Below are 25,257 nucleotides of genomic sequence, written 5' to 3'. Positions count from 1 at the left end.
GAGGTTGGCGGAAGGTTGGTCCGTGCTCCTTCCTGAACCAACCTCCCGCCAACCCTCTCCCGCCAGGCTGACCACCTGCCCTGCCTTGCCGCGCCCGTCTCCGGCTGCCGCACAGGGGGCGTCAGCACCCGCAACCATGGAAGGAATCCGGATGTCCTTGTCGCCCGATCCGCATGCATTCCCCGGCACGTCGCTCGCCGCATCGGACGATGCGGCCCCTGGTGGGCAGGAGCGGACGGCTGCTGATCGTCTGGCGTTCTGGGCGTGGCAGGCCGGACGACTGGACTGGGCGACCGGGTGGGACGAGGTGCTGGACTGGTCGGACGCGCCGTTCGCCCGCTGGTTCACCGGCGGGAGGCTGAACGTCGCGTACAACTGCGTCGACCGGCATGTGGAGGCCGGACACGGTGACCAGGTCGCGTTCCACTGGGAAGGAGAACCGGGCGACCTCCGGACCATCACCTATGCGGACCTCAAGCGCGAGGTGTGCAAGACGGCCAACGCACTGCTCTCTTTGGGACTGACCACCGGTGACCGGGTCGCGATCCAGCTGCCGATGATTCCCGAGGCGGTCTTCGCCATGCTGGCCTGCGCCCGCCTAGGGCTACCGCACAGTGTGGTGTTCGGCGGTTTCTCCCCGGGGTCCCTCCAGTCACGCATCGAAGATGCCGAGGCCAGGCTGCTGATCACATCGGATGGACAATACCGCCGGGGCAGGGCGGAGCCCATGAAGGCGAACGCCGACATCGCCGTCAGGGACACGTCCAGTATCGAGCACGTCCTGGTGGTCGCGCGCACCGGAAGCGACGTCTCCTGGACCGAGGGCCGTGATCTGTGGTGGCACGACGTGGTGGACGCCCAGCCGGACGAGCACGCCTCGGAGGCGTTCGACTCCGAGCACCCGCTGTTCATCCTCTACACCTCCGGGACGACGGATAAGCCGAAGGGCATCCTGCATACCTCTGGCGGCTACCTCGTCCAGGCCGCCTACACCCACCGCACCGTCTTCGATCTCGCCCCTGAGAAAGACGTCTACTGGTGCACCGCCGACATCGGATGGATCACCGGGCACTCCTATCTCGTGTACGGGCCGCTCGCCAACCGCGCCACGTCGGTGATGTACGAGGGCACGCCCAACACCCCGCACGAAGGGCGGCATTTCGAGATCATCGAGAAGTACGGGGTCACCGTCTACTACACCGCCCCCACGCTCATTCGCACCTTCATGAAGTGGGGTGAGCACATCCCCGCCCGCTACGACCTCGGCTCGATCCGGGTTCTCGGCAGCGTCGGCGAACCGATCAACCCCGAGGCGTGGCGCTGGTATCGGGAGCACGTCGGCGGTGATCGGGTGCCGATCGCCGACACCTGGTGGCAGACCGAGACGGGCGCGATCATGATCGCGCCCTTGCCCGGCGGGGCCGCGGCCAAGCCGGGCTCGGCGCGGACTCCGCTACCGGGGATCTCCGCAAAGGTGGTGGACGACCGTGGCAGGGAGGTCGGCAGGGGCTACAGCGGCTACCTCGTGCTCGACCAGCCGTGGCCGTCCATGCTGCGCGGCGTGTGGGGCGACGAGCAGCGGTACCGGGAGACGTACTGGTCCCGGTTCGCCCGCCAGGGCTACTACTTCGCCGGCGACGGCGCCCGCTACGACGAGGACGGGGACATCTGGCTGCTCGGCCGGGTCGACGACGTCATGAACGTCTCCGGCCACCGGATCTCCACCGCCGAGGTCGAGTCGGCGCTCGTCTCCCACCCGGCAGTGGCCGAGTCCGCGGTGGTCGGAGCGTCGGACGCGACAACCGGCCAGGCGATCGTCGCCTTCGTCATCCTGCGCGCCGGCGCCACCGCGGGCGGGACGGCGCGCGAGGACACGGTCACGCGGCTGCGGGAACATGTGGCACGGGAGATCGGCCCCATCGCCAAGCCCCGCCAGATCATCGTGATTCCGGAACTGCCCAAGACCCGGTCCGGGAAGATCATGCGCCGCCTGTTGCGCGACGTCGTCGAGAATCGCGAGGTCGGCGATGTCACTTCCCTCGCCGACTCCTCCGTCATGGACTCGATCAATGCGGGGCTCGGCAACGGATCATTCCAGGCCGGTGCAGACGGCACTCCATCGGCGTAGTGACATTTCCGATCCACCGCACCGACCGCGGATCGCGCCGCCGCGAGCACCACGGCGGCGCACAGATGAACTGGAAGGCGTACACCGCTGATGCGACTCGTCCTCATCGGCCCGCCCGGAGCGGGCAAGGGCACCCAGGCGGCAAGGTTGAGCCGAAGGCTCGGCGTCCCGCACATCTCCACCGGCGATCTGTTCCGCGACCACCTGACCCTCGGGACGCCTCTCGGGCGGCTGGCCGGGAAGTACCTCGAGACGGGCGAACTCGTCCCCGATCACGTCACCGCGGACATGGTGCGCCGGCGGCTGGTGCGCCCGGACGCGCGGCGGGGCTTTCTCCTCGACGGATTTCCCCGCACCGTACGGCAGGCGGGCGAGCTCTCGGCCATGCTGGCCGCCGAGGACGGTGACCTGGACGCGGTGGTCGAGTTCACGGCCCCCGAGGACGTCGTGGTCGAGCGGTTGCTGAACCGGGGCCGCGCCGATGACACAGAGGAGGTCATCCGGCTACGGCAGCGGACGTATCGCGAGCGGACGGCGCCGCTCCTCAGCCGATACGCCGACATCCTGGTGACGATCAACGCCATCGGAACCGTGGACGAGATCGCCCGCCGAGTGGTAGAGGCGCTGTCGGACGCGCGGGCGGCGAAGCGGGCCCCCTAGGAATCCGCCGCACTGATCCCCGCAGCCGGTCACATCATCAGCAGCATCACGCACATGCCTACGGCCATCAGCTTGCCGCAGGTACGTGCCTTGTCCGGTCCGCCCACCGCGTGGCCGGTTCCGGGCATCGGCGCATGGTCCGCCTGGACAGGACGGCGGCCGCCGGGCCAGACGGTGTATGCGCAGAAGTAGAGCAGAAAGGCGCCTGTGAGCAGCGGCATTCCGCTGGAGTGTTCTGCCGCGCTCATGTGCATCTGGTGCGTCTGCCCGTGGTGCGTGGACGGGGACGGAATCGCCGCGGCCGGCATGACCAGGCCCATGTACACCATGGAGAGGTGACTGACGACGTCGTGCAGGTGGCGGCCTCGGCGTCTGGCGCCCCGGAATCCCGCAGCGCCCAACCTGGCCAGTGACGCCAGCGCCGCGGCACCGAACAAGATGACCCAGAGTGGCGCGGGAATGGCCATGCCCAGGCCAAACGGCAGGGCCATCACTGCTGCGCCCAGGCCCATCAGCGCGTCGGACGCGTAGGACAGGGTGTCCCGGTCGCAGGGAGCAGGAGCCGGCGACCGGGAGCGCAGCCGGCTCAGGCTGTTCAGTCCGGCGCTGCCCATGAGCACGACCACCGCACAGGCGATGACAGGTGGGGCGTTCATCATCGTGAGCTCCGATTCCTGGTGCCGGCCGGTGCGGCGGTTTCTCCCCTTCACGGAGGACGAGTTCGGCTCGGGCCGGCTCCCAGGGCGAATGACATGTGTCTCGCGTTCAGCGATTCGCCGTGCGCAGGCAGGCCGTGAGCAATGGCCGGGCCGGGTGAGGCGCGCCGCCCAGCGCTGCCACCGCGCGTTCCAGCACCTCCACATCGTGGGGGGCGTGATCGGCGTAGCGCAGCACCGCCTGCGGCTCGGGGCGGTCCAGCAGCGCCTCGCGTAGCGCGACGGCCAGGTAGTGACCGTGTTCGACCAGCGCGGGCGCGTCGGTGCCGGGCAGCAGGTCGCCGCCGTAGACCTCGGTCGCCGCGGCCACGTCCCCGGCACGTAGATGCTCCAGCAGCTCGTTCGCGTCGCACCGCACCGGCAGCTGGAGTCGGTATGGACGGGACCCGATCCGGCCGCCGAGGATGGATCGCAGGTGGGATACCTCTGCTTTGAGAGTCGTCCGGCTTGTTCTGCCATGTCCATACACTCGGGCGTGCAGCATGTCCAAAGAGAGCCCCCGGTTGTTCAGCGCCAGCACCGCCAGGATCTCCGTCTGACGATGGGTCAGCCGCAGGAGATTCCCGCCGAGCCATGCTTCGGCCCGGCCGAGCAGCCTCAGCCGCAGCAAGCCTTCGGGCGTGCCCTCCTGTTCCCGGTCGGTGCCCGTGAGGTGCGTCGCGGCGGCGGGGATCTCTCGCTCCAGGACGCCGGCCAGCGCGCGGGCGGTGGCCAGCCCCATCGGGTGGGCCCGCTCCCACGTGGTGGACAGGTCCAGCACGCCCAACTGCGCGCCGGTCCCCGGGTGGTGTACCGGTGCGGCCCAGCACGCCCAGCCGTGCACGGCGCCGGCGTAGTGTTCGGCGGAGTACACCGTCGCAGCCCTGCCGGTCCGCAGCGCCAGGTCCAGCGCGTTGGTCCCGACGCTGGACTCGTCCCAGCGGCCGCCGGGCACGAAGTTCACCCGCTCGGCCCGGCGGCGCATGATCCGGTCGGCGTACGTCCACAGGATGCGCGCGTGCGGATCGGTCACCGCCACGACCAGGTCGCCGTCCCCGGCTGCGCGGCGCAATTCCGGCTCCAGCCGTCGCACGGCATCCCGCAGCGGGCTCTCCTCCCACACCGCCGCCGTCTCGTCCGGGTCCGCCAAGGGCGCGGCGTCCACGCTCGGCGCCAGGTGATCGGCTGACCGTTTCCAGCTCGCTGCGATCTCGGCTCGCACTCCGGTCCACGCGGCTCCCCGGGTCCGCTGGCCTTGCAGATAGGCCGCCCAGGCACGTTCCAGCCACAAGCGTCGTTCTCGCGAATCCGTACTGGACGGCATCGGTGCCTCCGGTGTCAGCGGAAACCACTCCCTCATCGGCACCGGCCGGCGTGCGGTCCTCGATCGGCCGCACGCCGGCCGGATGTGTCAGTGGTCGATCTGGTCGGTCGGCGGACTCAGCCGGCGGGAGTGCCGGACGCGCTGGGCGCCTCGGTGAGAGACGGCAGCGGCTCGTCCGACATGAACCTGCGTAGGACGTTCTCGGTCATGCGGGACACGTTGTTGTCGCAGCCGTTCTCCAGGAGTGAGCCGCACCAGGCGATCGAGCTTGACGAGAACACTCCGCCGCCGTTCTTGGTGGTGAAATAGACGATGTCGGCGCGAACGTTGGGATCCATGGACCCGCCCACCATCGGGATGTTGAAGAGGATCTCCTCGACCACGCGCGGATAGTTGTCGGAATGGCCCTCGCTGTAGGCCAGCAGGAGGGTATGGGGAGGTGTCCCCAGCGAGAGGTCGTAGCGGTCCAGTTCGCTGCCGGCCGCGCCCCCGCCGACCAGTCCGAAGTCGCCGATCTTCTCGTTCGGGCCGATGCCGTCCATGATGAAGTTCGCGCGCGGGTCGCGGGCGTCGGGCATCTGGACGTAGTAGGACGACTCGTCGAATCCCTCGGCGGTGAATCCAGTGCCGAAGTTCTTCTGCGGGGTGCGTGCCCGTCCACGCCACAGGCCGGAGCGCTGACCGTTGGTCTGCAGATGGTACTCACCCGGGCTCGCCTGCCAGGCGCGCGAACCGTATTCGGCCTTGCGCACCTCCATCAGGTGCTTCTTCTCCGGGTGCCAGTTGGCGATCCAGTAGAACCCGTTCGCTCCGAGGTACATGCCCCGGCCGCCGGCGGCCAGGTAGGTCTCCCAGGCGTCGAGCATTTCGCCCGAGTAGTACTCCGGGTGCGAGCCGGTCATGACCACCTGGTAGCGGCCGAGCAGGTCCGCTCCCTGGTCGTGGAGTTCGCGGTCGGTGGCGACGTCGAACTCGATGCCGATCGCGCCGAGCCAGGCCCCCAGATGCAGGTCCGCCGGGAACTGCCAGGGGCCGCCCGAGGCGGTGCGGAACTTGGGCCGCAGGTTGACGATCGGCCGCAGAGCGGAGGAGTAGTGGACGCCGCTGCCGTCGGTGTGGGTGTCGTAGGTGGAGCGTCCGAACTCGGGATGCTCGTGCAGCCAGAAGTCGAGCTCGTCGATGACGGCGGTGCGCCCGAAGATCGACTGGGCGATCTGGATGTCGTTGAAGTGCTCGTTGGCGTAGGCGAGGTAGCTGGTGGTCGGGATGAGCAGCAGCGCCTTCGCCGTTGCCCGGCCTCGCGGCGGAAGCACGAAGAACGGAATCCAGTCCTCCGACTCTCCCTGCAGCAGCCGCAGGGCGTAAATGCCCGAACGGAAGTCGTCCGGTACCCGCCAGGCGAAGTCGGTGTCCCAGCCGCAGTCCTCCAGGTCGTCGTCATGGAAATGGATGGCGCCGTACTCGCCCGGGGCGTGCGTGAAGTTCTCCTCGACGCCGCGCCAGTTCCACCCGGTCACCGCCCGGGCGGGAAAGTTCACGCACTCACCGTGCAGGCCGTGCGGGCCCCGGTCAGCGACCCTGTCGCCGATGATGCCGTCCGGTCCGATGCCTTCGGCGAAGTCCCAGGAGGCCAGCAGCCCCTCGCGCGGGGGTGCGCCCCCACGAGTGATGGCCTCCAACTCGTCCTCGCGCAGCACCCGGTTCCACACCTTGGGCGAGTCGACCTTGCCGTTGTAATGCGAATCGACCCGAGGCGACCCCTCCGTCACCGGGCATCCGCCGATCATGAACGCGCCGCGGCCGTTCGCGACCCGCGCGGTCAGCCGGACATCGGTGTCCCCCTCGCCGCTGATGGGCACGACCGGCGACAGCAGGCTGTTCACCGAGTTGACGACGGAACGGACGTAGACGGTCGCGCGCTGGTCCGCGGGGTCGTAACCGACGGCGATCGAGTACCAGCAGGAGCGATGCAACGGTGAGCGCGTCTCGACGACCGTCGTCTTGGTGCCGTCGCCGATCAGGAGGCACGGCCTCCCGTGCCTGATGCCCAGGGCATAGCCGGTATTGGACTCCTTCACATAGCGGCCGAACACTATCTGGTCGTCGTTCTCCGGCGTGGTCGGGCACACGAACGCGTGCAATGTGAAGGGTCCGTCCAGAGCGAGCTTTCCCTGGTCGTGGACCACCACGTAGGATCCCGGGTCGGTCGGTTGGAACCGCGCCGGATAGGTCCCGTTGATCGGGACTTCGAGGACCTCGTCGAAGCCGGGTCCGGCCGGATTGGTGTCACCGTTGACGAGCCGGACGACATCGGCGCGGTAGGTACCGGTTCGGACGCTGCTGACCTTGAACTCGATCGTCTCTCCCGGCGCGACGGACAGCCGGTCCGCGTAACCGTGGATCGCGGTCTCCTTCATTTCCTCCATCTCACTCGCCCTTCAGGTCGCGCACCCGCCGGAGGAAGATCCCGTGCAGAACGGCCTCCTCGGTGGGAAAGGTCTCGTCATCAAGGATCTTGGCGGGCTGACCGCGCACACCCGACAGCACGCCGATCCGGTATTCGGCCCACGGCCTGGTCATCACCCCGATGTACTTGCCGGCCTGTGGCTGGCGCCGGAAGTACTGCAGGACCCGTTCGAGGTCATCAGAGTGCTGACCGAGGGGCCTCTTGCAGTGCTCTTCGATGAGCTCATCGGTGATGAGCGAGCGGATCATCCGACGGTGCTTCGCGCTCCAGTCCTCGTAAACCTGCAGCTGCTTGTCCACCAGCCGGTCTTCGTTGGCGGCCATCACCCCTCCTTTCGTTGGGGTCAGCCTCCACACCGCGGCGGCGCGAGTCCATACGTCAATCGACCTATAGGGCCGCGCCGGAAGCGATGGACGCCGTGGGCGACCTGCGCGCGAGGGCGCACCGGCCGCCCGCCGAACGGGCCGATCGGCAGACGGGCCACTCGACCGGCGGACGCGAAGTCGGAATTACGGCTCGCCCATGAGCAGCAGATCGCCGTCCACCGCCACGGCCGCGAGCTGGGCACGCGTCAGGCAGCCGAGCTTGTCGAGAATGTGCTCCACGTGCGTGGAAACTGTTCTCGGACTGATGTACAACCGCTTGCCTATCTGCGGATTGGAGAGACCGCCGGCGATCAGGTGCAGGATCTGTGCCTCACGCACGGTGAGCCCATGAGGCCATGGCACGGTCCGCTCGGTGATGAGCGTTATCCCGCCACGGCAAGGGGTGATCTCCACCCGATGGCAGCGTCCTTCGACATCCGGCCACAGGTATCGCCGGGTGGCAGGAAGCCTGGCATATCGGGGAAGCATGCCCCGCACCGGGCCGCCTTCGGAAAGAAGGGGACCGGCGGATCGGCCGGGCACCTCGGTCACCTCGCCCTCCCTTGACATCAGCAACGCGTGTGCGTCCGAAGGGAGCCGCTCCACGCCCACCTGGACGCTGCGGAGCATGTCGCACACGATCGCCAGCAGCGGACGAAACCGCTCGATCAGCTCGCGGCATTCGTCGGTGGCATCTCCGGGGGAGGACCAGCTCATGTGCAGAGAGCCGGTGTAGCGTCCATCCAGCAGTCGCAGGCACATGGTGGTGCCCTCGTGGAACCCGGCAGGAATCAGGAATTCCTGGGCTGAAACGGTCTCGGCGAAGGTGAGGTTCCAGTCGCGAGCCAGATCCACCCAGCGAAGCGCGCTGGACGTCTTTGTGTGGAGAATTCGAAAGGCCGGATTACTGTCGATGAACGCATCATTCATGTGCCTCTGCACATCGTCGTCGTAGCCCTCGCTGGCGAGGGTCACGTGGCGATGCGTTCCCGACACCGCGTCCCAGGCGGACAGCGCATAGCCCGAGCACGCCACGAGAGCCCGCATGACGTTCGCCACCTCGGCGGCGCTGGAGCGCATCTCGTCGTGCACATCGCTGGACGGGCTGCCGTGCCGCGAAGCCATCGCGGGGAGCAAAGCCTCGATACGCATCGCATCCCCCAGAGCTGTCCATGCCTGCCGGCCGGGCACAGAAACCGGCCGCTGGGCCGTGACGCCGTTGTCCGCGGGGCCTTCGGCGGGACTCTAGCGCCGTCACAAGACCAAGTCCACAGGTCAGCGACATTCCCGGCCCAGAATTAGATTCTAGAATCATCCACTTCTCGACGAGGACGGGCGCCACCTCGTTCCCGCCTTCTCCCGCCGGAGCCGGCATCGGTCGATTGACGTATGGACTTCCACCGCGGCGCTATGGAGGCTGAGCCGCAACGGAGAAGGGGCGGTGACCAGCGGCGGGCGACCTGGTGAACGGGCATCGGAACGGTGCGCCCGCCCGCGATGTACTCAGCGCCTCGGTGCCACGAACACGCCGATGACGCTTTGCGCCATTCACCGAATTGTCCCGCGGGCCTCGATGACGCGGCCACGGCGGGCGGCGTCCTTCGGTTCCCTTCCGTACTTTCGAGGAGCTCTGGCATGACCATTCGCACTCCATCCGGCACCAGCACCATGCGTCATCCGCTCGATCCGCTGTCGACGGAGGAGATCACCCGCACGGTCGGCATCCTGCGCGCGGACAAGGCCGCCGCCGAGACCTTCCGTTTCGTGGCGGTCTATCTGAACGAGCCGGACAAGGCGCGTCTTGCCGCAGCGCCGTCGGAAGTGCCACGTGAGGCGTTCGCGGTGCTCATCGACCGCGCCGACGGCTCCGCCTACGAGGCGGTCGTGAACCTGGACGTCGCCGCTGTCACCACCTGGACGCCGCTGCCGGCGGGGACACAACCAGCGATCATGCTGGACGAGTTCGAGGAATGCGAAACCCGGTGCAAGGCCGATCCGCGCGTGATCGAGGCCCTCGCGGTCCGGGGAGTGAGGGACCTCGACCTGGTGTGCGTCGAGCCCTGGTCGGCGGGCTACTACGGTGAGGACGCCGAGGGCCGGCGGCTCATGCGGGCTCTCGTGTACACCCGGCTCGACCCCGACGACAACCCGTACGCCCACCCGCTGGAGCAACTGGTCGTCGTGTACGACCTCAACGCCGGCCAGGTCGTACGCGTCGAGGACGGCGGCGTGATCCCGGTGCCGCGGGAGCGCGGTGACTACCTGCCCCGGCGGATCGGGCCGGAGCGCACCGACCTCAAGCCGATCTCGATCACCCAGCCCGAGGGCCCATCGTTCGAGGTGGTCGGCAACCACGTGCGCTGGGCCAACTGGTCGTTCCGCGTGGGCTTCACGCCACGGGAGGGCCTGGTGCTTCACCAGTTGGCGTTCCGTGACGGCGAGAAGGAGCGGCCCGTCCTGCATCGGGCTTCATTGGTGGAGATGGTCGTTCCCTACGGTGACCCTTCGCCCGTCCAGTACCGCAAGAACGCCTTCGACGCCGGTGAGTACAACATCGGCGCCTTGGCCAACTCCCTCGCTCTGGGCTGCGACTGCCTGGGAGCGATCCACTACTTCGACGCGGTCGTCAACGACAGCCATGGCAATCCGCTCACCATCCGCAACGCCGTGTGCATGCACGAGGAGGACGACTCCATCCAGTGGAAGCACTACGACTTCCGCACCGACCGGACCGAGGTCCGCCGGTCGCGGCGGCTGGTCATCTCCTTCATCGCCACCGTCGCCAACTACGAGTACGGCTTCTACTGGCATCTCTATCTGGACGGCACGATCGAGTTCCTGGTCAAGGCGACCGGGATTCTGTCCACCGCCGGCCAGCCCGCAGGGGAGAAGTCCCCCTACGGCCAGACCCTCAACAACGACGGCCTGTACGCGCCGATCCACCAGCACATCTTCAACGTGCGGCTGGACTTCGCCCTCGATGGTCCGCGCAACGCCGTCTACGAGGTCGACACGCACGTCCCCGCGGACAACCCGACGGGCAGCTGCTTCTACACCGTCGACCGGCTCCTGGAGCGAGAACAGGGCGCCATCCGCAAGGCCGACGCCGCGCGGCACCGGTTCTGGAAGGTGGTCAACCACGACCGTCGCAATGTGGTCGGTGAGCCCGTCGCCTACCGCCTCATCCCCACCGACGCCATCACCCTGGCCGCGGTCCCCGACGCCCACGTGAGCGAACGCGCGGCCTTCGCCACGGCCAACCTGTGGGTGACCCCCTTCGACCCCGCCGAACGCTTTCCCGCCGGGGACTACCCCAACCAGAGCGTCGGCGGGGACGGCCTGCCCGCCTGGACGAGCGCCGACCGCGGAATCACCGACGAGGACATCGTGGTCTGGTACACGTTCGGCATGCACCATGTGGTGCGGCTGGAGGACTGGCCGGTGATGCCGCGCCAGCACGTCGGATTCATCCTCCAGCCGTTCGGGTTCTTCGACCAGAACCCCACCCTGGACCTCCCTCGGCCTGAGCTTTCAAGGACTCATCTCGATCAGAAGGAGGTATGCGATGGCACGGGCCGATGACGGGACCGGCGGATCGCACAAGAACATGGTGTTCGGTGTGCTCTTCGGTATCGGACTTGTGGTAGCACTTCTCCCGCCCATCTACATATGGGCGGGAGAGCAGCACTCGAATCTCCTCGGACTGCCGCTGTCCGTCCTGTACATGTTCGGTGTGAGCGGTTATGTCACGGCGGTCTGCGCCGCCCTGTACGTCGTCGAGCTCGCCCGAGGGGAGCTGGACTGATGGTCATCACGTTCGGCACCCTCACCGCCTTCTTCGGGCTCATCGTCATGGTCCTGTACATCACGCAGCGCCGCTCGACCAACGCGACGTTCAGCGGGTACGCGGTCGGCGACCGGTCGTTCGATTCGATGTACGTCGCGATGTCCTACGTCAACTCCTGGTGGCCCGGCGCCACCTTCGTGGCCTTCTTCGGCATGGGCGCCGCACTCGGCGTCATCGGGCTCTACGCTCTGGTCTACACACTGATCGGTGTCACGGCCATGTACTTCCTGGCCCGCCGCGCCTGGCGCTGGGGCAGCCGGTTCGACCTGCGCACACAGCCCGACATGATCGGGCTCAGATTCGGCGGGCGCGCTCCGAAGATCCTCGCGAGCCTCATCGGGGTGGTGGCCCTGTACCCGTGGGTCGTGCTCGGCTTCCAGGCGATGGGCGCCGTCGTCTCCTGGGCCTCGCTCGGGCGGCTCTCGACGGGTGAGGCCGTCGTGATCGGCGTGGTGATCATCGCGGTCCGCCAGATCTGGACCGTGCAGATGGGCATGCGCGGCCTGATCATCACCGACCTCTTCCAGGGCTTCGTCGCCTACCTCGGCGCGGCCGCCATCTGCGTCGGCCTCCTGCTGTTCTACTTCGACGGGTTCGGCGCGATACGCGAGCTGCCCAGCGCCAACCTGAGCCTGCCCGGATTCGATGCGCCGGTCGGCGGCCTCTACTACATGAGCATCGTCGCGGCCGGCGTCATCGGGAGCCTCTGCTGGCCGATGATCTTCGTGCGCATCTACACGGCGAAGGGAGTCCGGGCGGTCAAGAAGGGCACGCTGTGGACGATGGTCATATCCATCGTGTTCTACGGTTCGCTGCTGCTGGTCGCCCTCGCGGCCACCAAGATCCCGGCCGTCGCGGCCGCACCGCAGGACGGCTGGTTCCTGATCACCCGGTCGGCGGGCGGCACGTGGCTGCTCGCGGCGGGGATCCTGGTGGTGTTCGCGGCCAGCATGGGTTTCGTCGACGGGATGATCCAGGCCATCGGCACCCAGGTGGCCAACGACATCATCGGGGGAACGAGACCGCTGTCGGACAAGCAGCAGATCGTCATCGCCAAGCTCGCCATGGCGGCCTTCGCGGTCGGCGGCGCGGTCGTCGCGTATTTCACGTACAACTACGCGCATCTGGTCAACTTCGCACAGATCGCCTATCAGGCCATCATCCAGCTCGCGGTACCCCTGTTCCTCGGGATGTTCTGGCGCCGCGGCAACAAGTTCGGGGCCACCGCCGGCCTCGTCGTCGGCTTCGGCGCCGCGGTCGTCCTGACCATCCCCTACGCCGATCAGGGCGGCGCCGTTCCCTGGCTGGCCGGCCTGGGCAGCGGCCTCGTCGCGCTCGCCCTGAACCTGATCGTCTACGTCGCCTGCGCCTACCTGATCCCGAGCAGTGAGGAGGAACAGGCCAGGGTCGACGCGCTGTTCGAGATGACGCGGGCCGGGACGGATGTCGAGGTGTCCGCCCCGCCTCTGGAGCCAGACCCCGCATAGCCGGGCTTGCCGGCCGCCCGCCCCCTCCCCGGATCGTGGCCCTCACCAGAGCCACCGCCCAGGGAGGGGCTGCGGCTTACCGCACGCCGAGCCGGTCGCCGTGCGAGCCTCACTCTGGCACCCCCGGCTCCGGCTCGCCCATCAGCAGCAGGTCGTCGTTCACCGCCATCGCCGCGAGTTGGGCACGCGACAGGCATCCGAGTTTGTCGAGAATGTGTTCCACATGCGTGGACACCGTTCTCGGGCTGACGTACAGCCGCTTGCCTATCTGAGATTTGAGAGGCCACGTGCAATCAGGTGAAGGATCTGTGCTTCACGGAAGGTGAGGCAATGAGGCCATGGCACGATCTGCTCAGTGACGAGCGCCGCACCGCCCCTGCACGGGATGATTTCAATGCGGTGGCACCGCCCGGTCGCATCGGCCCACAGGTAGCGCCGAGGAACCCGGGGCAAAGTGTGCCCGGAGAGGATTTTCCGCAACGCGCCGCCGTCACAGAGGAATGTCCCCAGGGACCGTCCCGGTAGCTCGGCAGCCTTGCCTTTTCCTGAGATCACCAATGCGTGCGCGTCCGGGGGGAGTTGTGCGATGCCCGCCTCGGCGCTCCGGAGCATGTCGCAGACGAGCGCCAGGAGTGGACGAAATCGGTAGATCAACTCGATATTCTCGTCGGTGGCCTCCCGCGCCGATGACCAGCTCACGTGCAGAGCACCGGTGTAGCGTCCATCCGGCAGGCGCAGGCACATGGTCGTACCTTCGTGGAACCCTGCCGGAATCAGGAGCTCTTCAGCCGAGTACGTCGTGTCGAACCTGACGTTCCAGTCGCGTTCGAGGTCGATCCATCGGAGCGGGCCGGACGTCTTGGTGTGGAAGATCGGAAAGGCCGGATTGCTGTCGACATACGCGTCGTTCAAGTGACTCATGGTCCGGTCGTCGTAGCCGCGATTGACCAGGGTCACATGCTGGTGCGTCCCTGACATCGCGTCCCATGCGGCCAGCGCATACGCCGCGCATGGCACGAGCGACTCGAGCACGTGCGTCGCGGCGGCGGCGCTGAGACGCGCCTCGTCGTGAGTGCCGCCGGACGGGTTGTCATGTTGTGGAACCTGCGCGGGAAGCAGGGCTTCGATCTGCATCGCCGACCCCCAGAGCCGTCCATGCCCGCGGCCGCCCACACGTGCCGACGAACCGTGACGCCGGCGTCCGCGGACCGGTAGTGAAGACATTACCGCCACCGCACACCAAATCCACAGACAGGGCGACCGCTGACCTGCTGAAACATCCGGATGGTCGGTTCCGTGGCGAGCCGACGGGCCGAGGTCGACGGCGGGCGGGCTCCGCCTTTCCGCTCTGGCTCGGAGCGCCTCCCAGACTTGCCCTGGATCCCCGCCTCGCATACACGGCATGTGCAAATTTGCACATGCCGTGCAAAATCGAGTCGAATGGGGAGGCGAGTGGTTGCGGACGGTCGAGGCGGGCGCTGAAGCCAGCGGGACGGCGATGGCGGCGACGTCCTGTTCACCACCCTGCCGCCGCTCGGCATGCCAGGCGAGACCCCGTCCGCGCCGCGATGCGCGGTGCCCGCACCCGTGAGAAGGACCGCGATGAGATACGAGCCCACCCCCGCCGACCGCGCGCCGATGCCCACCGGCTACGCGGTCGAGCCGCGTTACCTGAAGTACCGGGAGACCGACGAGGCCAAGCCCTACGCCGAGTACTTCCAGATCTCGACCCGTCCGGTTCAGGAACACGTTGTCCACGCGCTGGTCGGCGGGATGGCGCCGCAGGAGTGTGGATACGGCGTCGACGAGGTCGCCGACCGGCTCGCACGCCCCGGCTACGAGCCGCTGGAGACCGGCTGGACCCGGCTCCCCGGCGGGGTGGTGATGGTCGCCGTCCACACGCCGATGCCGGAGGTCACCGCGGCCATGTGGGATTGGTGGTTCGGCTGGCACGGCCGCGAGAGTGCCCGCTACAAGCTCTGGCACCCCGACGCCCACCAGTACTGCGCCCTCGCTCAGGACCGCAGCTCCGACCGGTCGCTGACCGACCGGCAGCGGTACATCGGCAACGTCGCCTACGTCGATGAGTACATCGGCGGGCGGCTGCAGCCCTTGGCGATCCGCTTCCTGGACCCCGCCGCGATGGGCATCGCCCCTGCCTCCGGCACCACCCACATATGCGCCCGCGTGAGCCTCAGCTCGCATCCCATCGCCATCGGCTGGCTCGTCCACCAGGTCCGGCCCACCGACGACGGCGCCGAGATGCGTTCCCGGTTCTTTCTGGGCGACACCGCACTGCTGAACTTGCCCGCCCACGCCCTGCCGCCCGGCCGCACCACTCGCCCGCTCACCTCACCGATCGGACGCGCCCTGAGCCGCACCGCCATCGCCAAGGCCGGTCATCGCTTCATACCCGGCACGATCGGCGCCGACATGGTCCACCACTGTGCCGCCGAGATGAACCATCTGGCCTCTTTTCTTCCCCAACTCCACCAGGAATTCCAGGACACTCCATGAATCATCAGGCCCCCCTGGGCCAGGGGCCAGGGGCCGGCTGTCGGCAGGAACCCCACCAGGCGCCATTGCCGCGTGTTCTCTGTGTCAAGGGCCTCACCTGCGGAAATGGGTTCAGTTGACGGATATCGGTTCGTGCGGGACGTCCCTGGCCTCTGACTGGACCAGAGGACGCGCCGCGAGGCGATCCGGTTCTTCCACTCCGCAGTCTTGGAGGGCCGATGAGCTCACTCCCTTCACTCGAGGAACAGAACGCACGGGCGTACGCCGCGTTCCGGCAGGTCGAGGACCGCATCCTGGCCACGGAGATCCGCCCTCGGATCACGACGGCGGTCATCGAGGAGCATCGGCGGCGGCCGGTCGGCAAGCACAGCGACGATCTTGAGCGCGTGCTGGTCTACCTGCGCAAGAACCATCTGGTCATGGCCAGCAAATACATCCTGGTGTGCACCAGACCTCACGAGGAGTGGCGGATCGCGGCCATCACCGGCGAACCGGACCGGCCGCCGAGGCTTCTGGACGACACGTTCTCCGACCGGTTCGAGGCCGAGCACGGGTTGTTCCTGAAGCGGCTGCGTGACAACGGCCTGCTCGCGGACGCGGAAGGAGCGCGCTGATGAAGGTCGTCGGATACAGCGAACAGCTCAGCGTGCGCCCCGGTGAACGGGTGGACTTCAACGTCAGCTGCGATGCCGACCGCTACCACGCGGACATCGTCAAGCTCGTCCACGGCGACACCAACCCCGACGGTCCCGGCTTCAAGGTCGAGCCGGTCGCGACGTCGGTCGACGGGGAGTACCCGGGGCAGGTCCAGCGGATCCACTCCGGGTCCCACGTCCTGGTCGACGACGACGAGGCGCTCAGGTTCACCGGCCCCTTCACACTGCAGGTGCTCATCTGCCCGACGACGCCCGCGAAGGGCGTCCAGGGTCTGATCACCAAGTGGGACAGCGCCCGGCACTCCGGATACGGCCTGTTCATTGGAGAAGACGGCGGTGTCCAGCTCTGGATCGGGGACGGGGCCGGCAGGGTGCAGCGCCTCAGTACCGGCAGGCCGCTGCTGGCCGGCATCTGGTACCGGGCATCGGCGTCGCTGAACACCGACGGCATGATCACGGTACGGCAGGAGCCGGAGGTGGCGAAGGCGAACGGGCGCTTCACGCTGGCCTCTTCCTTCGCGTCGACCACGGCGGAGGTCACCGGGAGCGCGGTTCTGCGGCCGGCCTCGGACAACGGCGTGCCGCTGGTGATGGCGGGCTTCGTCGAGGCGCTGACCGCCGAGCGGATCGGTGTCGTCGTCGGCGGTCACTACAACGGCAGGCTCGATCGCCCTCGTGTGCATGCGCGGGCTCTGGACGGCGACGCCGTCCGCGCGCAGACCGACCGGCCGGGCGGCGACGGGCTTGTCGCCGCGTGGAACTTCCAGCACGAGATCACGCCGAACGGCATCGAGCAGACCCGCCAGATCACCGACGTGTCGTCGAACCGGCTCGACGGGCGCACCGTCAACCTGCCCACCCGCGCCGTGACCGGCTACAACTGGGAGGCGCGCGAGCAGAACTTCGTCCACGCGCCCGAGCAGTACGGCGCGATCCACTTCCACGACGACGATCTCGACGACGCGCGCTGGCGGGCCGACTTCTCGCTCACCGTGCCGGACGACCTGCCGTCCGGGCTGTACGCCGCGCGCCTCGCCGCCGCCGATGACACCGACTACGTGCCGTTCTACGTGCGCGCCCCGCGCGGGCGAGAGAAGCGCGTCTGCTTCCTGGCGCCCACCGCCAGCTACATGGCCTACGCGAACGATCATGTGACGCTGTCGGCACCGCTCGCCCAGCTTCTCGTGGCGCGGACGCCGGTGCTGGAACAGCGGAACATCGTGCTCAGCGAGCACCGCGAGTTCGGCCTGTCCACCTACGACACGCACACCGACGGCTCCGGCGTCGCCTACTCCACCCGGCTGCGCCCGATCCTCAACATGCGGCCGGGCTTCCGGCACTGGCTCTCGCCCTCGCTCTGGCAGTTCAACGCCGATCTGCACCTGATCGACTGGTTGATCGAGATGGGCTACGAGTTCGACGTGGTGACCGACGAGGACCTGCAGCGGGAAGGGCCGGAGGCCATTGCCCCCTACCGGGTCGTGCTCACCGGCTCGCATCCGGAGTACTACTCCGAGCAGATGCTCGACGCGCTCAACGGCTACGTCGAGAACGGCGGCCGGCTGATGTACCTCGGCGCCAACGGCTTCTACTGGGTGATCAACTACGACCCGCAGAACAGGAACGTCATCGAGGTCCGCAAGGGCAATGGCTCCAACGCCTGGAAGTGCGCACCGGGCGAGTTCCACCTGTCGTTCACCGGAGAGTACGGCACCCTGTGGCGGCATCGCGGGCGTGCCCCGCAGCGGCTCGTCGGGGTCGGCTTCGGCGCCGAGGGCTTCGACGTCTCCTCGTACTACCGGCGCACGCCCGAGGGCCGCGACCCGATCACCGCATGGATGTTCGAGGGGATCGAGGACGAGAGGATCGGCGACTTCGGGCTCGTCGGCGACGGCGCCGCCGGACTCGAACTGGACATCTACGACGCCGCCCTCGGTACACCGCCGGAGACGGTCATCGCGGCGACGTCGGAGGACCACACCGACATCTACCTTGAGGTGCTCGAGGAGCTGTACTTCAACGTGCCCGGCACCGGCGGGAGCCAGAGTGGCCAGGTCCGCGCGGACATCACCTATTTCCCTGCGCCGAACGGCGGTGGCGTGTGGTCGGCGAGCTCGATCGCCTACTGCGGATCGCTGTCGCACAACGGCTACGACAACAACGTCTCCCGTCTCACCAAGAACGTCCTTGACCGCTTCGCGTCGGACCAGCCTGCCCCGGCGGGCGCGCGGTCCGCTGGCCGAGAGATGTGACCCTGGGGCGGGCCTGCGGCGGCCAGCCCGCGGGCTGGAACGGGATTATGGAGCTGTAGGCATCTTTGGAGGGGGAGCGGGTGGCTGCTGGGACGGTGCGAACGCTGACGGCGCGGAGTCGGAACCGTCTGTCGATTCTGAGCGCCGCGCGGGAGGTGCTGGCCGCCGACCCGGACGCGAGCATGGACGACATCGCCGCCGCGGCCGGGATGGTGCGGCGCACCCTGTACGGGCACTTCCCGACTCGGCGCGATCTGGTCGCGGCCCTGGTGCAGGTGGGCGCCGAGGAGTTCGTCTCCCGGCTGGGTGCGATCGACGTCGAGGCCGCCGACCCTGGCACGGAGCTGGCCGGGATGGTACTGCGCACCTGGAGCGAAGCGCGCCGGTTCGCCCCGGTGATCGAGCTGGCCCGGCGCGGCGCCGCCGACGCGGTGACGGCGGCGATGGAGCCGTTCAACACGGCCGTCGCCCACCTGATCGGCCGCGGGCAGCAGCGCGGGATCTTCACCAATCGCCTCGATCCGGGTGTGCTGTCGCGGGTCCTGGAGAACGTCGCGCTGACGTTCTTGTCCGCCGGACTCGACGAGACCTGGGACGGCGACGCCGCCGACGTCGCGTTCACTCACCTGCTGCTGCTCGGGATGCCCGTGGACGCGGCCCGCGCCGCGGTGGACCGCGCACGGCTCCGTGAGCGAGATCGATGAGCTACGAGGGGTGTGCTCGCGGTTTCGTGCCTGGGTGACTTGGATCGAGCAAGTGCGCTCCAGGCGACCGGGGCCCCTCGCTCGCCGGTCGCCTGGTGCCGCTGTAGCTGATAGCCGAGATCGGCTCCGCTCCGGGAACTCCTTAGCGGGAGCTCAGTGTGGATTCGTGCAGGTCGACCTGCGTGGTCTCCGGGCCGGCGAGTGCCGATCCGAGGACGAGGAGCGCGCCGACCAGCAGGAGGATGGTCCCGGTGTAGTCGAAGGGCATGAGGTTGCCCAGTCCAGCCTGGTAGAAGGCGTAGAAGGAGGGCAGGACCACGGCCAGGCTGTAGGCGAGACCGTAGCCGGAGGCTCTGACCGAGGTCGGGAACCGCTCGTTGATGTAGGCGGGCAGCACCGCCCACGGGCAGATCGCGACGAGGATCACCACGATCGTCCCGGCGGCGGCCGCAGGGGTGCTGGTGGGCCCGAAGCGGACCACGGCGAACAGGGCCGGCGTGGCGATGACGATCATCGCCATACCGGACCAGGTCAGGTAGCGACGTCGCCCGATGCGCTGGGAAAGCGCCGCGGCCGGGGGCTCCACGCAGGCCAGGAGCAGGTAGGCGACCACCAGGAGCAGGGTCGTCTCCCGGCTGGTCAGCCCGATTCCGTCGGGGCCGAGCAGGGACGGCAGCACCGCTGTGACCGGCTGCATCGACAGCCAGAAACCGCTCATGAGCACGAACACCTGGATGAAGCGGGAGCGGTTGCCGCGCGCGAACAGTTCCTTGATCGGGCTCTTCGCCCGTTCTGCCGAGGCGAAGACCTCCGACTCGTCCACCGAGCGCCGGAAGTACAAGACCAGCAGGACGGTGAGCACGGCGCCGATCACGAACGGGATCCGCCAGCCCCACTGGACGTAGGCCGAGTCGAGGTCCTGCGCCGGCATCAGCAGCAGCAGGAACAAGGTGATCAGGGAGATGGCCGCGTAGGCGAGTGGGAAGCCGGTGTTGATGATGCCGCTATAAAGCCCGCGCTTGTGCGGGGGCGTCGCCTCCATGGCCAGGGGGTTGGCGCCCGTGTACTCACCGCCCAGGAAGATGCCGCCCACGAAGCGGATCACCACGAACGCCACGACGCTGACGATGCCGACCTGATGGAAGCCGGGCAGCAACGCGATCAGGAGCGTGGACACCGCCGCCCCGCTCATCGCCATGATCGTCGCTCGGCGGCGGCCCAGGGTGTCGGCGATGCGGCCGAAGACGGCCGCGCCGATCGGCCGTCCCAGCAGCGTGGCGGCGAAGATCGCTCCATTGACGATCGCCTTGCCGCCGGTGCCGAGGTCGGGCGAGACGAAGTAGGCGATCGCCGGGGCGAGCGTGACGATCGGCAGGTAGATGTCGAACAGGTCGACGAAGAATCCGAACCACGCCCCGAGCATCGCCCGGCGCCCGCGCTCGGCCGAGACCTGCTCGCCGTCCGGCACCCCTCCTTCACCGGGATTCTGCGCCGTGGCGGGCGCTGGTAGATCACCAGTGCCCGAAACCGCTGAGCGCGGCGGCCGCGTCGCGCGCACAGGGTCGGTTCCGGTTCCGTCTGACGTGATGGATGGGTCAGGTGTCGCCATGGGGCACCTCGCGGATCGAGTGTGAGGCGTTCGGATGTGCCCATGCTGGGCGTGCCCTGCATCACAGTCAAGAGTGATGTCGCTTTTTTTTAAAAGTGGCATCGCTTTTTGCTGTGCGGCGTTGTGCCTGGTCCCGCCCCGTCAGGGCATGCGAAAGCCCCGGTGCCATGGGCTCGCGGCACCGGGGAGCGATGAATCCGGGTCAGTCGCCGGCCGGCGCGAATTCCGGGGCGTCGGCGAAGAACAGGTTGTGCCATGCCTGGGTGACGATGACCGCCGCATCGGCGAGGGGAACGGTCTGCGCGCGCAGCTTCTCGTGCGCGTACCAGACATAGGCCGACTGTTCGACCATGCAGGCCGCCGCCTCGGCCATCAGTCGGGCGGACTGTCCGCCGACAGTGTCGATCCCGTGGTGCTCGGCGAGCGCGGTGACGAATCGGTCGACGTGCCGCTCCCTCATCCGGAACCACACGTCCCGGAAACGCGCGTCGACGTTGGCCGCCTCGATCAGCGCTCGCATCACGTCCCGGTTGGCGTGGTAGTGCTCCAGATACCCGCGGTTGGCGTCGAGCAGGGCGGCATAGGCGTCCGTGCGGAAGTCATGGGCGGTGCGGCCGCTGGCCTGGTACAGCTCGTCGTGTATGTCGCCGATCAGCGACTCGAACACGTCCTCCTTGTTGCCGAAGTAGCGGTAGAGACCGCCCAGCGACAGCCCCGACTCCTCGGCGATCGCGCTCATGGTGGCGTTCACGTAGCCGGATCGGGCGAACACCCGCCGTGCGGCCGCCAGGATCTGCGTTCGCGTGCGGATGCCTTTCGGGGTGGTCGGGACCGCTGCCACCGCGCGCCTCCTCGTCGGCGGACCGCCGCGGGACCGCCTGTGTCGTGGGGTGTTTCCGGCGTGCGCGAGACGTGGGGAGGACGCCACGCGCCGCGGCTCATGCTACCGCCGATCACTCGTGAAAGCGACGTCGTCATATAAAAAAAGCGATGTCGCTATCTTGACGATCTCGTGAAGCGTCCGTGACGATGGGGACGGTAACGGGTGGCTGTCACCCTGACCAGCGAGGAGGCCCCATGACCACCCTCCCTGAGCCGGCCCCGCACGATCGGGCGGACCGGTATCGCCGCCAAGGCTGGTGGCCGGGCGAGGCGCTCGTCGCCCGCTTCAGGCGCCAGGTGGAGGCCGACCCGGAGGCGATCAGCGTGCGCGATGATCGCGGCGCGGTGCTGACCAGGGCCGGCCTCTGGCACGCCGCCGGCCGGTTCGCCGGCCTGCTGGCCAGCCGCGGAGTGGGCCGCGGGGACGTCGTCGTCCAGTGCTTGCCGAACGCGGTGGCCTGGCAGGTGATCTTCCTCGGCTGCCTGCGGCTGGGCGCGGTCCCGGCGACCATCCCCGTCACGACCGACCCCGGGACGCTGCGCTACGTGGCCGACCTGGTCGCGGCGCGCGCCCTGGTCACCGACCGCACCTACTCCGGCGGCACCGACGACGGCGTCGCCCTGCGCGTCGCCGCCGAGAGCGCCCACGTCGTGACGGCCGTGACGGTCGACGCCGACGCCGGGTCGGCACCGGAGCCGGCGATGGTCCTTCGCGACGTCGCGAGCGGTGCCGGGCCCCCGGCATCACCGCCCCACGCCGCCGGGCTCGCGCAGCTGATGTTCACCTCCAGCACCACCGGGCGTCCGAAGGCCGTGGCGCACACCGAGGACACCCTCGCCGCGGTCAATATCGGCTTCGCCGAGCGCTTCGGGCTGACCTCCGCGACGCCCATCTTCATGGCCTCGCCACTGGGGCACAGCGTCGGCGCCTGGCACGGTGCCCGGCTGTCGTTGTTCACCGGGGCCGAACTCGTCCTCCAAGAGCGCTGGGATCCCGAGCGGGCGCTCCGGGTGATCGATCGTCACGGCTGCGCCTTCACCGCCGCCGCCACGCCCTTTCTGAAGGACCTGATGGACCTGCCATGGAAGGGCCCGAAAATGGCGGGCCTGCGGACGTTCCTCTGCGGTGGCGCCCCGGTGCCTCCCGCACTGCTGGAGGAGGCGGCCGCGCAGGCGCCCGGAACGTTCGTCACGGTGCTGTGGGGCATGACCGAAGGCGGCGTGACCACCTGCCTTCCCGGCGATCCGCCGGAACGGATCACCGGTACGGCCGGGACCGGGCTTCCCGAGCTGGAGCTGCGGATACTGGACGACACCGGGGCGTGGGCGGCGCCGGGCGCCGAAGGCGAGCTGGCCATGCGCGGGCCGGGGGTGTTCACGGGATACGCGGGGCAGCCCGAGATGTACCACGAGCTGATCACCGAGGACGGCTTCTTCCGCACCGGCGACCTCGCCCGGCTCGACGGGGACGGATATCTACACCTCACCGGCCGCCTGAAGGACCTGATTATCCGAGGCGGCGTGAACATCTCCCCGATCCCGCTGGAGAACGCGCTGTCGGAGCATCCCGCCGTCCGTGCGGTGGCCGTGATCGGAACGCCGGACGCGCGGCTCGGCGAACGCATCTGCGCGGTGGTGGAGCCCGCCGGCGAGCCGCCGACGCTCGACGCCTTCCTGCACTGGCTGGACGAACGGGGCGTCCCGCGCCGGCTGTGGCCGGAACGGCTGCGCCTGGTCGACGGGATGCCGAGGACCGCCGCCGGCAAGATCCGCAAGGCCGATCTCCGTGAGCGCATGGCGAAGGAGCCGACATGAGCACGAGCGGGAACTCTCAGGGAACCGGGACCATTCCAAGAACCGAGACCACTCGTCTCAGGGACATCGATGTGCGCTACCGGGTCTCGGGCCAGGGGTCGCCGGTGCTGATGGCGCACGGCCTGGCCGAGGACCACCTCACCTGGCGTCCACAGCAGGAGGCACTGGCCGGCTACCGGACCTACGCCTACGACCTGCGCGGCCACGGCGGTACCACGCTCGGTGCTCCCGACGGCACGCCGGAGCAACTGCGCGACGACCTTCTGGAGTTCCTCGCCCGGGTGACCGGTCCGGCCCCGGTCGTCGGCTTCTCCCTCGGGGGCACGATCGCGCTCGCCGCGGCCGCACGGGACCGCCGTCTGGTCACCGGAGTCATCGCGCTCGGCGCTTCCACCAAGGTCGGACGCGCGGCCGCCGGCTTCTACGCCGAGCGGATCGGGCGCGCCGGTGACCGGGCCCGCCTCGCTCAGGCTCTTCGCGAGGACTCTGAGGCGGGTCTGCACGACCCGTCCTCCAACGCCGAGGCGGTCGGCGCCGCCAGGGTGGCCGCCATCGGTGACGGAGTCGGCTACGCCAACGCGGCCGCCGCGATGGCCGCACTGCACGATCGTCCGCTGACCCCCGCGCTGGCCGGTATCCGCTGCCCGGTCACGGTGATCGGCGGCGAGTACGACACCTTCTGCCCCCGCAAGGCCGCCGACATCATCCTCACGGCGCTGCCGCAGGCCGAGTATCGCGAGATCTCCGGTGCGGGCCACCTGATGAACATCGACCGCCCGGACGCCGTCACCGCCGCCGTCCGCGAAGCCCTGGAAGGGATGAGCTGATCATGACCCGCACGATGAACCGTTGGGGACTGTCGATGGGCGTCAGCCCGCGCGAGCCGCTGGCCAACGTCACCGAACTGGCCCTGCAGGCCGAGGGACACGGGTTCGAAGCGATGTGGTTCATCGACTTCCAACTCGGCATGAAGGACGTGTACGCCGCGATGAACCTGGCGGCGCTGGCCACCGAGCGGATGCACATCGGGTCGGCGGTGACCAACCTGGTCACCCGGCACCCGACCGTCACCGCCAACGCGACGGTCGCGCTGGACGAGCTGTCGGGCGGGCACGCCATGCTGGGCCTGGGCGCCGGCTGGTCGGCGGTGCTGGGCGCGGGCGGGCGGCCGTCCAAGCTCGGCGATCTGCGGCAGGGGATCGCCGAGTTCCGCGCCCTGTTCTCGGGAGAACCGGCGCAGCTGTACGGAACCGAGGTGCAGATCGCCGCCGCCCACCACCAGATTCCCATCTACCTGGCCGTCTCCCAGCCGGGCATGCTGCGTCTGGCGGGGGAGGCATGCGACGGCGCGATCCTGATGGGCGCGGCCGACCTCGAATTCTGCGCATGGCAGCTGGACTTCATCCGTGAAGGCTTGGCGAAGGCCGGGCGGGACCGCTCCGAGCTGCTGATCGACCTGATCGTCACGATGAGCGTGGACGAGGACGAGGAGCGGGCACTGAGCGCGGTGCGGGCGTGGGCCACCAGTCAGGCCGCCACCATGGACGTCTGGAAGAGCATGCCCCCCGCCTGGGAGAGGTTCCGGCCCGAGTTCGCCGCCGCCAGCCGGGGCTACCACCTGGTCGACCACCTGTCCCGGCACGCCGGCCACAAGAAGGTCGTCAGCGACGACTTCGTCCGCTCCGTCGCCCTGGTCGGCGACGAGCGGACGTGCGTCGAGCGACTGCGGGAACTGGCCGCGCTCGACATCGACCGGATCACCTTCGCGCTGCTGTCCGGCGGACGCAGGCGGCACATCGCGCAGCTCGCCGAGCGGATCATCCCCGCCGTCGCCGCGGGCTGAGCGAAC

Annotated in this window: 21 protein-coding genes; 12 read left to right on the top strand and 9 right to left on the bottom strand. The window is 68.7% G+C overall.

Going from position 1 to position 25,257, the window contains the following annotated elements:
- Window positions 1-151 precede the first annotated feature (151 nt).
- Entirely contained in the window at window positions 152-2,128 is a 1,977-nt protein-coding gene (acs, locus tag K8Z49_RS16225) for an acetate--CoA ligase (RefSeq protein WP_075022558.1), read from the top strand.
- 90 nt (window positions 2,129-2,218) lie between these two features.
- A complete protein-coding gene (locus tag K8Z49_RS16220; protein ID WP_111829892.1) occupies window positions 2,219-2,788 on the top strand; it encodes an adenylate kinase in 570 nt (189 codons plus the stop codon).
- 29 nt (window positions 2,789-2,817) lie between these two features.
- Here K8Z49_RS16220 and K8Z49_RS16215 read toward each other — a convergent pair whose 3' ends face one another.
- The 5 genes from K8Z49_RS16215 to K8Z49_RS16195 all read right to left on the bottom strand — a co-directional run bounded on the left by K8Z49_RS16215 (window position 2,818) and on the right by K8Z49_RS16195 (window position 8,791).
- The gene (locus K8Z49_RS16215; protein ID WP_075022560.1) at window positions 2,818-3,447 is read right to left on the bottom strand and encodes a DUF5134 domain-containing protein; all 630 of its coding nucleotides are present in this window, start codon (window positions 3,445-3,447) and stop codon (window positions 2,818-2,820) included.
- A gap of 106 nt (window positions 3,448-3,553) precedes the next feature.
- The gene (locus tag K8Z49_RS16210; protein ID WP_218163761.1) at window positions 3,554-4,648 is read right to left on the bottom strand and encodes a helix-turn-helix domain-containing protein; all 1,095 of its coding nucleotides are present in this window, start codon (window positions 4,646-4,648) and stop codon (window positions 3,554-3,556) included.
- Between the two features lie 275 nt (window positions 4,649-4,923).
- Window positions 4,924-7,224, bottom strand: a complete 2,301-nt coding sequence (locus K8Z49_RS16205; protein WP_075022716.1) for a N,N-dimethylformamidase beta subunit family domain-containing protein — start codon at window positions 7,222-7,224, stop codon at window positions 4,924-4,926.
- A gap of 10 nt (window positions 7,225-7,234) precedes the next feature.
- Entirely contained in the window at window positions 7,235-7,597 is a 363-nt protein-coding gene (locus K8Z49_RS16200; protein ID WP_075022562.1) for a hypothetical protein, read from the bottom strand.
- A gap of 186 nt (window positions 7,598-7,783) precedes the next feature.
- Entirely contained in the window at window positions 7,784-8,791 is a 1,008-nt protein-coding gene (locus tag K8Z49_RS16195; RefSeq protein WP_075022563.1) for a helix-turn-helix transcriptional regulator, read from the bottom strand.
- Between the two features lie 483 nt (window positions 8,792-9,274).
- On the opposite strand from K8Z49_RS16195, the gene K8Z49_RS16190 reads away from it, so the two are divergent.
- From K8Z49_RS16190 to K8Z49_RS16180, 3 genes are read left to right on the top strand one after another with little or no spacing between them, the layout of a single operon-like run.
- Window positions 9,275-11,221, top strand: a complete 1,947-nt coding sequence (locus K8Z49_RS16190) for a primary-amine oxidase (protein ID WP_075022564.1) — start codon at window positions 9,275-9,277, stop codon at window positions 11,219-11,221.
- Window positions 11,205-11,444 carry a hypothetical protein gene (locus K8Z49_RS16185; protein WP_075022565.1) on the top strand — a complete coding sequence of 80 codons (240 nt, stop codon included), beginning with the start codon at window positions 11,205-11,207 and terminating at the stop codon, window positions 11,442-11,444. The genes K8Z49_RS16190 and K8Z49_RS16185 overlap by 17 nt, the downstream gene beginning before the upstream one ends.
- Window positions 11,444-12,973, top strand: a complete 1,530-nt coding sequence (locus K8Z49_RS16180) for a sodium:solute symporter family protein (RefSeq protein ID WP_111829890.1) — start codon at window positions 11,444-11,446, stop codon at window positions 12,971-12,973. The genes K8Z49_RS16185 and K8Z49_RS16180 overlap by 1 nt, the downstream gene beginning before the upstream one ends.
- A 109-nt stretch (window positions 12,974-13,082) precedes the next feature.
- On the opposite strand, the gene K8Z49_RS16175 is transcribed toward K8Z49_RS16180, so the two are convergent.
- Together K8Z49_RS16175 and K8Z49_RS16170 are read right to left on the bottom strand one after the other, a co-directional pair.
- The gene (locus K8Z49_RS16175) at window positions 13,083-13,196 is read right to left on the bottom strand and encodes a hypothetical protein (protein ID WP_412519479.1); all 114 of its coding nucleotides are present in this window, start codon (window positions 13,194-13,196) and stop codon (window positions 13,083-13,085) included.
- A 41-nt stretch (window positions 13,197-13,237) separates the two neighbouring features.
- The gene (locus tag K8Z49_RS16170) at window positions 13,238-14,107 is read right to left on the bottom strand and encodes a hypothetical protein (RefSeq protein WP_412519477.1); all 870 of its coding nucleotides are present in this window, start codon (window positions 14,105-14,107) and stop codon (window positions 13,238-13,240) included.
- A gap of 468 nt (window positions 14,108-14,575) precedes the next feature.
- On the opposite strand from K8Z49_RS16170, the gene K8Z49_RS16165 reads away from it, so the two are divergent.
- The 4 genes from K8Z49_RS16165 to K8Z49_RS16150 all read left to right on the top strand — a co-directional run bounded on the left by K8Z49_RS16165 (window position 14,576) and on the right by K8Z49_RS16150 (window position 19,102).
- Window positions 14,576-15,490, top strand: coding sequence for a DAPG hydrolase family protein (locus tag K8Z49_RS16165; protein ID WP_177287785.1), 915 nt, complete (start codon window positions 14,576-14,578; stop codon window positions 15,488-15,490).
- 218 nt (window positions 15,491-15,708) lie between these two features.
- A complete protein-coding gene (locus K8Z49_RS16160) occupies window positions 15,709-16,104 on the top strand; it encodes a hypothetical protein (protein WP_075022568.1) in 396 nt (131 codons plus the stop codon).
- On the top strand, window positions 16,104-18,398 hold the full coding sequence (locus tag K8Z49_RS16155) for a LamG domain-containing protein (protein ID WP_218163762.1): 2,295 nt from the start codon (window positions 16,104-16,106) through the stop codon (window positions 18,396-18,398). The genes K8Z49_RS16160 and K8Z49_RS16155 overlap by 1 nt, the downstream gene beginning before the upstream one ends.
- An 80-nt stretch (window positions 18,399-18,478) precedes the next feature.
- Window positions 18,479-19,102, top strand: coding sequence for a TetR/AcrR family transcriptional regulator (locus K8Z49_RS16150; RefSeq protein ID WP_177287786.1), 624 nt, complete (start codon window positions 18,479-18,481; stop codon window positions 19,100-19,102).
- 142 nt (window positions 19,103-19,244) lie between these two features.
- On the opposite strand, the gene K8Z49_RS16145 is transcribed toward K8Z49_RS16150, so the two are convergent.
- A complete protein-coding gene (locus K8Z49_RS16145; protein ID WP_075022571.1) occupies window positions 19,245-20,570 on the bottom strand; it encodes an MFS transporter in 1,326 nt (441 codons plus the stop codon).
- 343 nt (window positions 20,571-20,913) lie between these two features.
- Window positions 20,914-21,552, bottom strand: coding sequence for a TetR/AcrR family transcriptional regulator (locus K8Z49_RS16140; protein WP_075022572.1), 639 nt, complete (start codon window positions 21,550-21,552; stop codon window positions 20,914-20,916).
- Between the two features lie 236 nt (window positions 21,553-21,788).
- Between K8Z49_RS16140 and K8Z49_RS16135 the strand changes: the two genes are divergently transcribed.
- From K8Z49_RS16135 to K8Z49_RS16125, 3 genes are all read left to right on the top strand, one after another.
- Window positions 21,789-23,408, top strand: coding sequence for an AMP-binding protein (locus K8Z49_RS16135; protein WP_075022573.1), 1,620 nt, complete (start codon window positions 21,789-21,791; stop codon window positions 23,406-23,408).
- A 71-nt stretch (window positions 23,409-23,479) separates the two neighbouring features.
- Window positions 23,480-24,235, top strand: coding sequence for an alpha/beta fold hydrolase (locus K8Z49_RS16130; RefSeq protein ID WP_412519473.1), 756 nt, complete (start codon window positions 23,480-23,482; stop codon window positions 24,233-24,235).
- A gap of 2 nt (window positions 24,236-24,237) precedes the next feature.
- Window positions 24,238-25,251, top strand: a complete 1,014-nt coding sequence (locus K8Z49_RS16125) for an LLM class flavin-dependent oxidoreductase (protein WP_111829887.1) — start codon at window positions 24,238-24,240, stop codon at window positions 25,249-25,251.
- The last annotated feature ends 6 nt before the right edge of the window (window positions 25,252-25,257 follow it).

This window comes from Actinomadura madurae (assembly GCF_047130825.1).
In the GTDB taxonomy this organism is placed as follows: Bacteria; Actinomycetota; Actinomycetes; order Streptosporangiales; family Streptosporangiaceae; genus Spirillospora; species Spirillospora madurae.
This window is presented reverse-complemented; position numbering and strand designations above follow the sequence as displayed.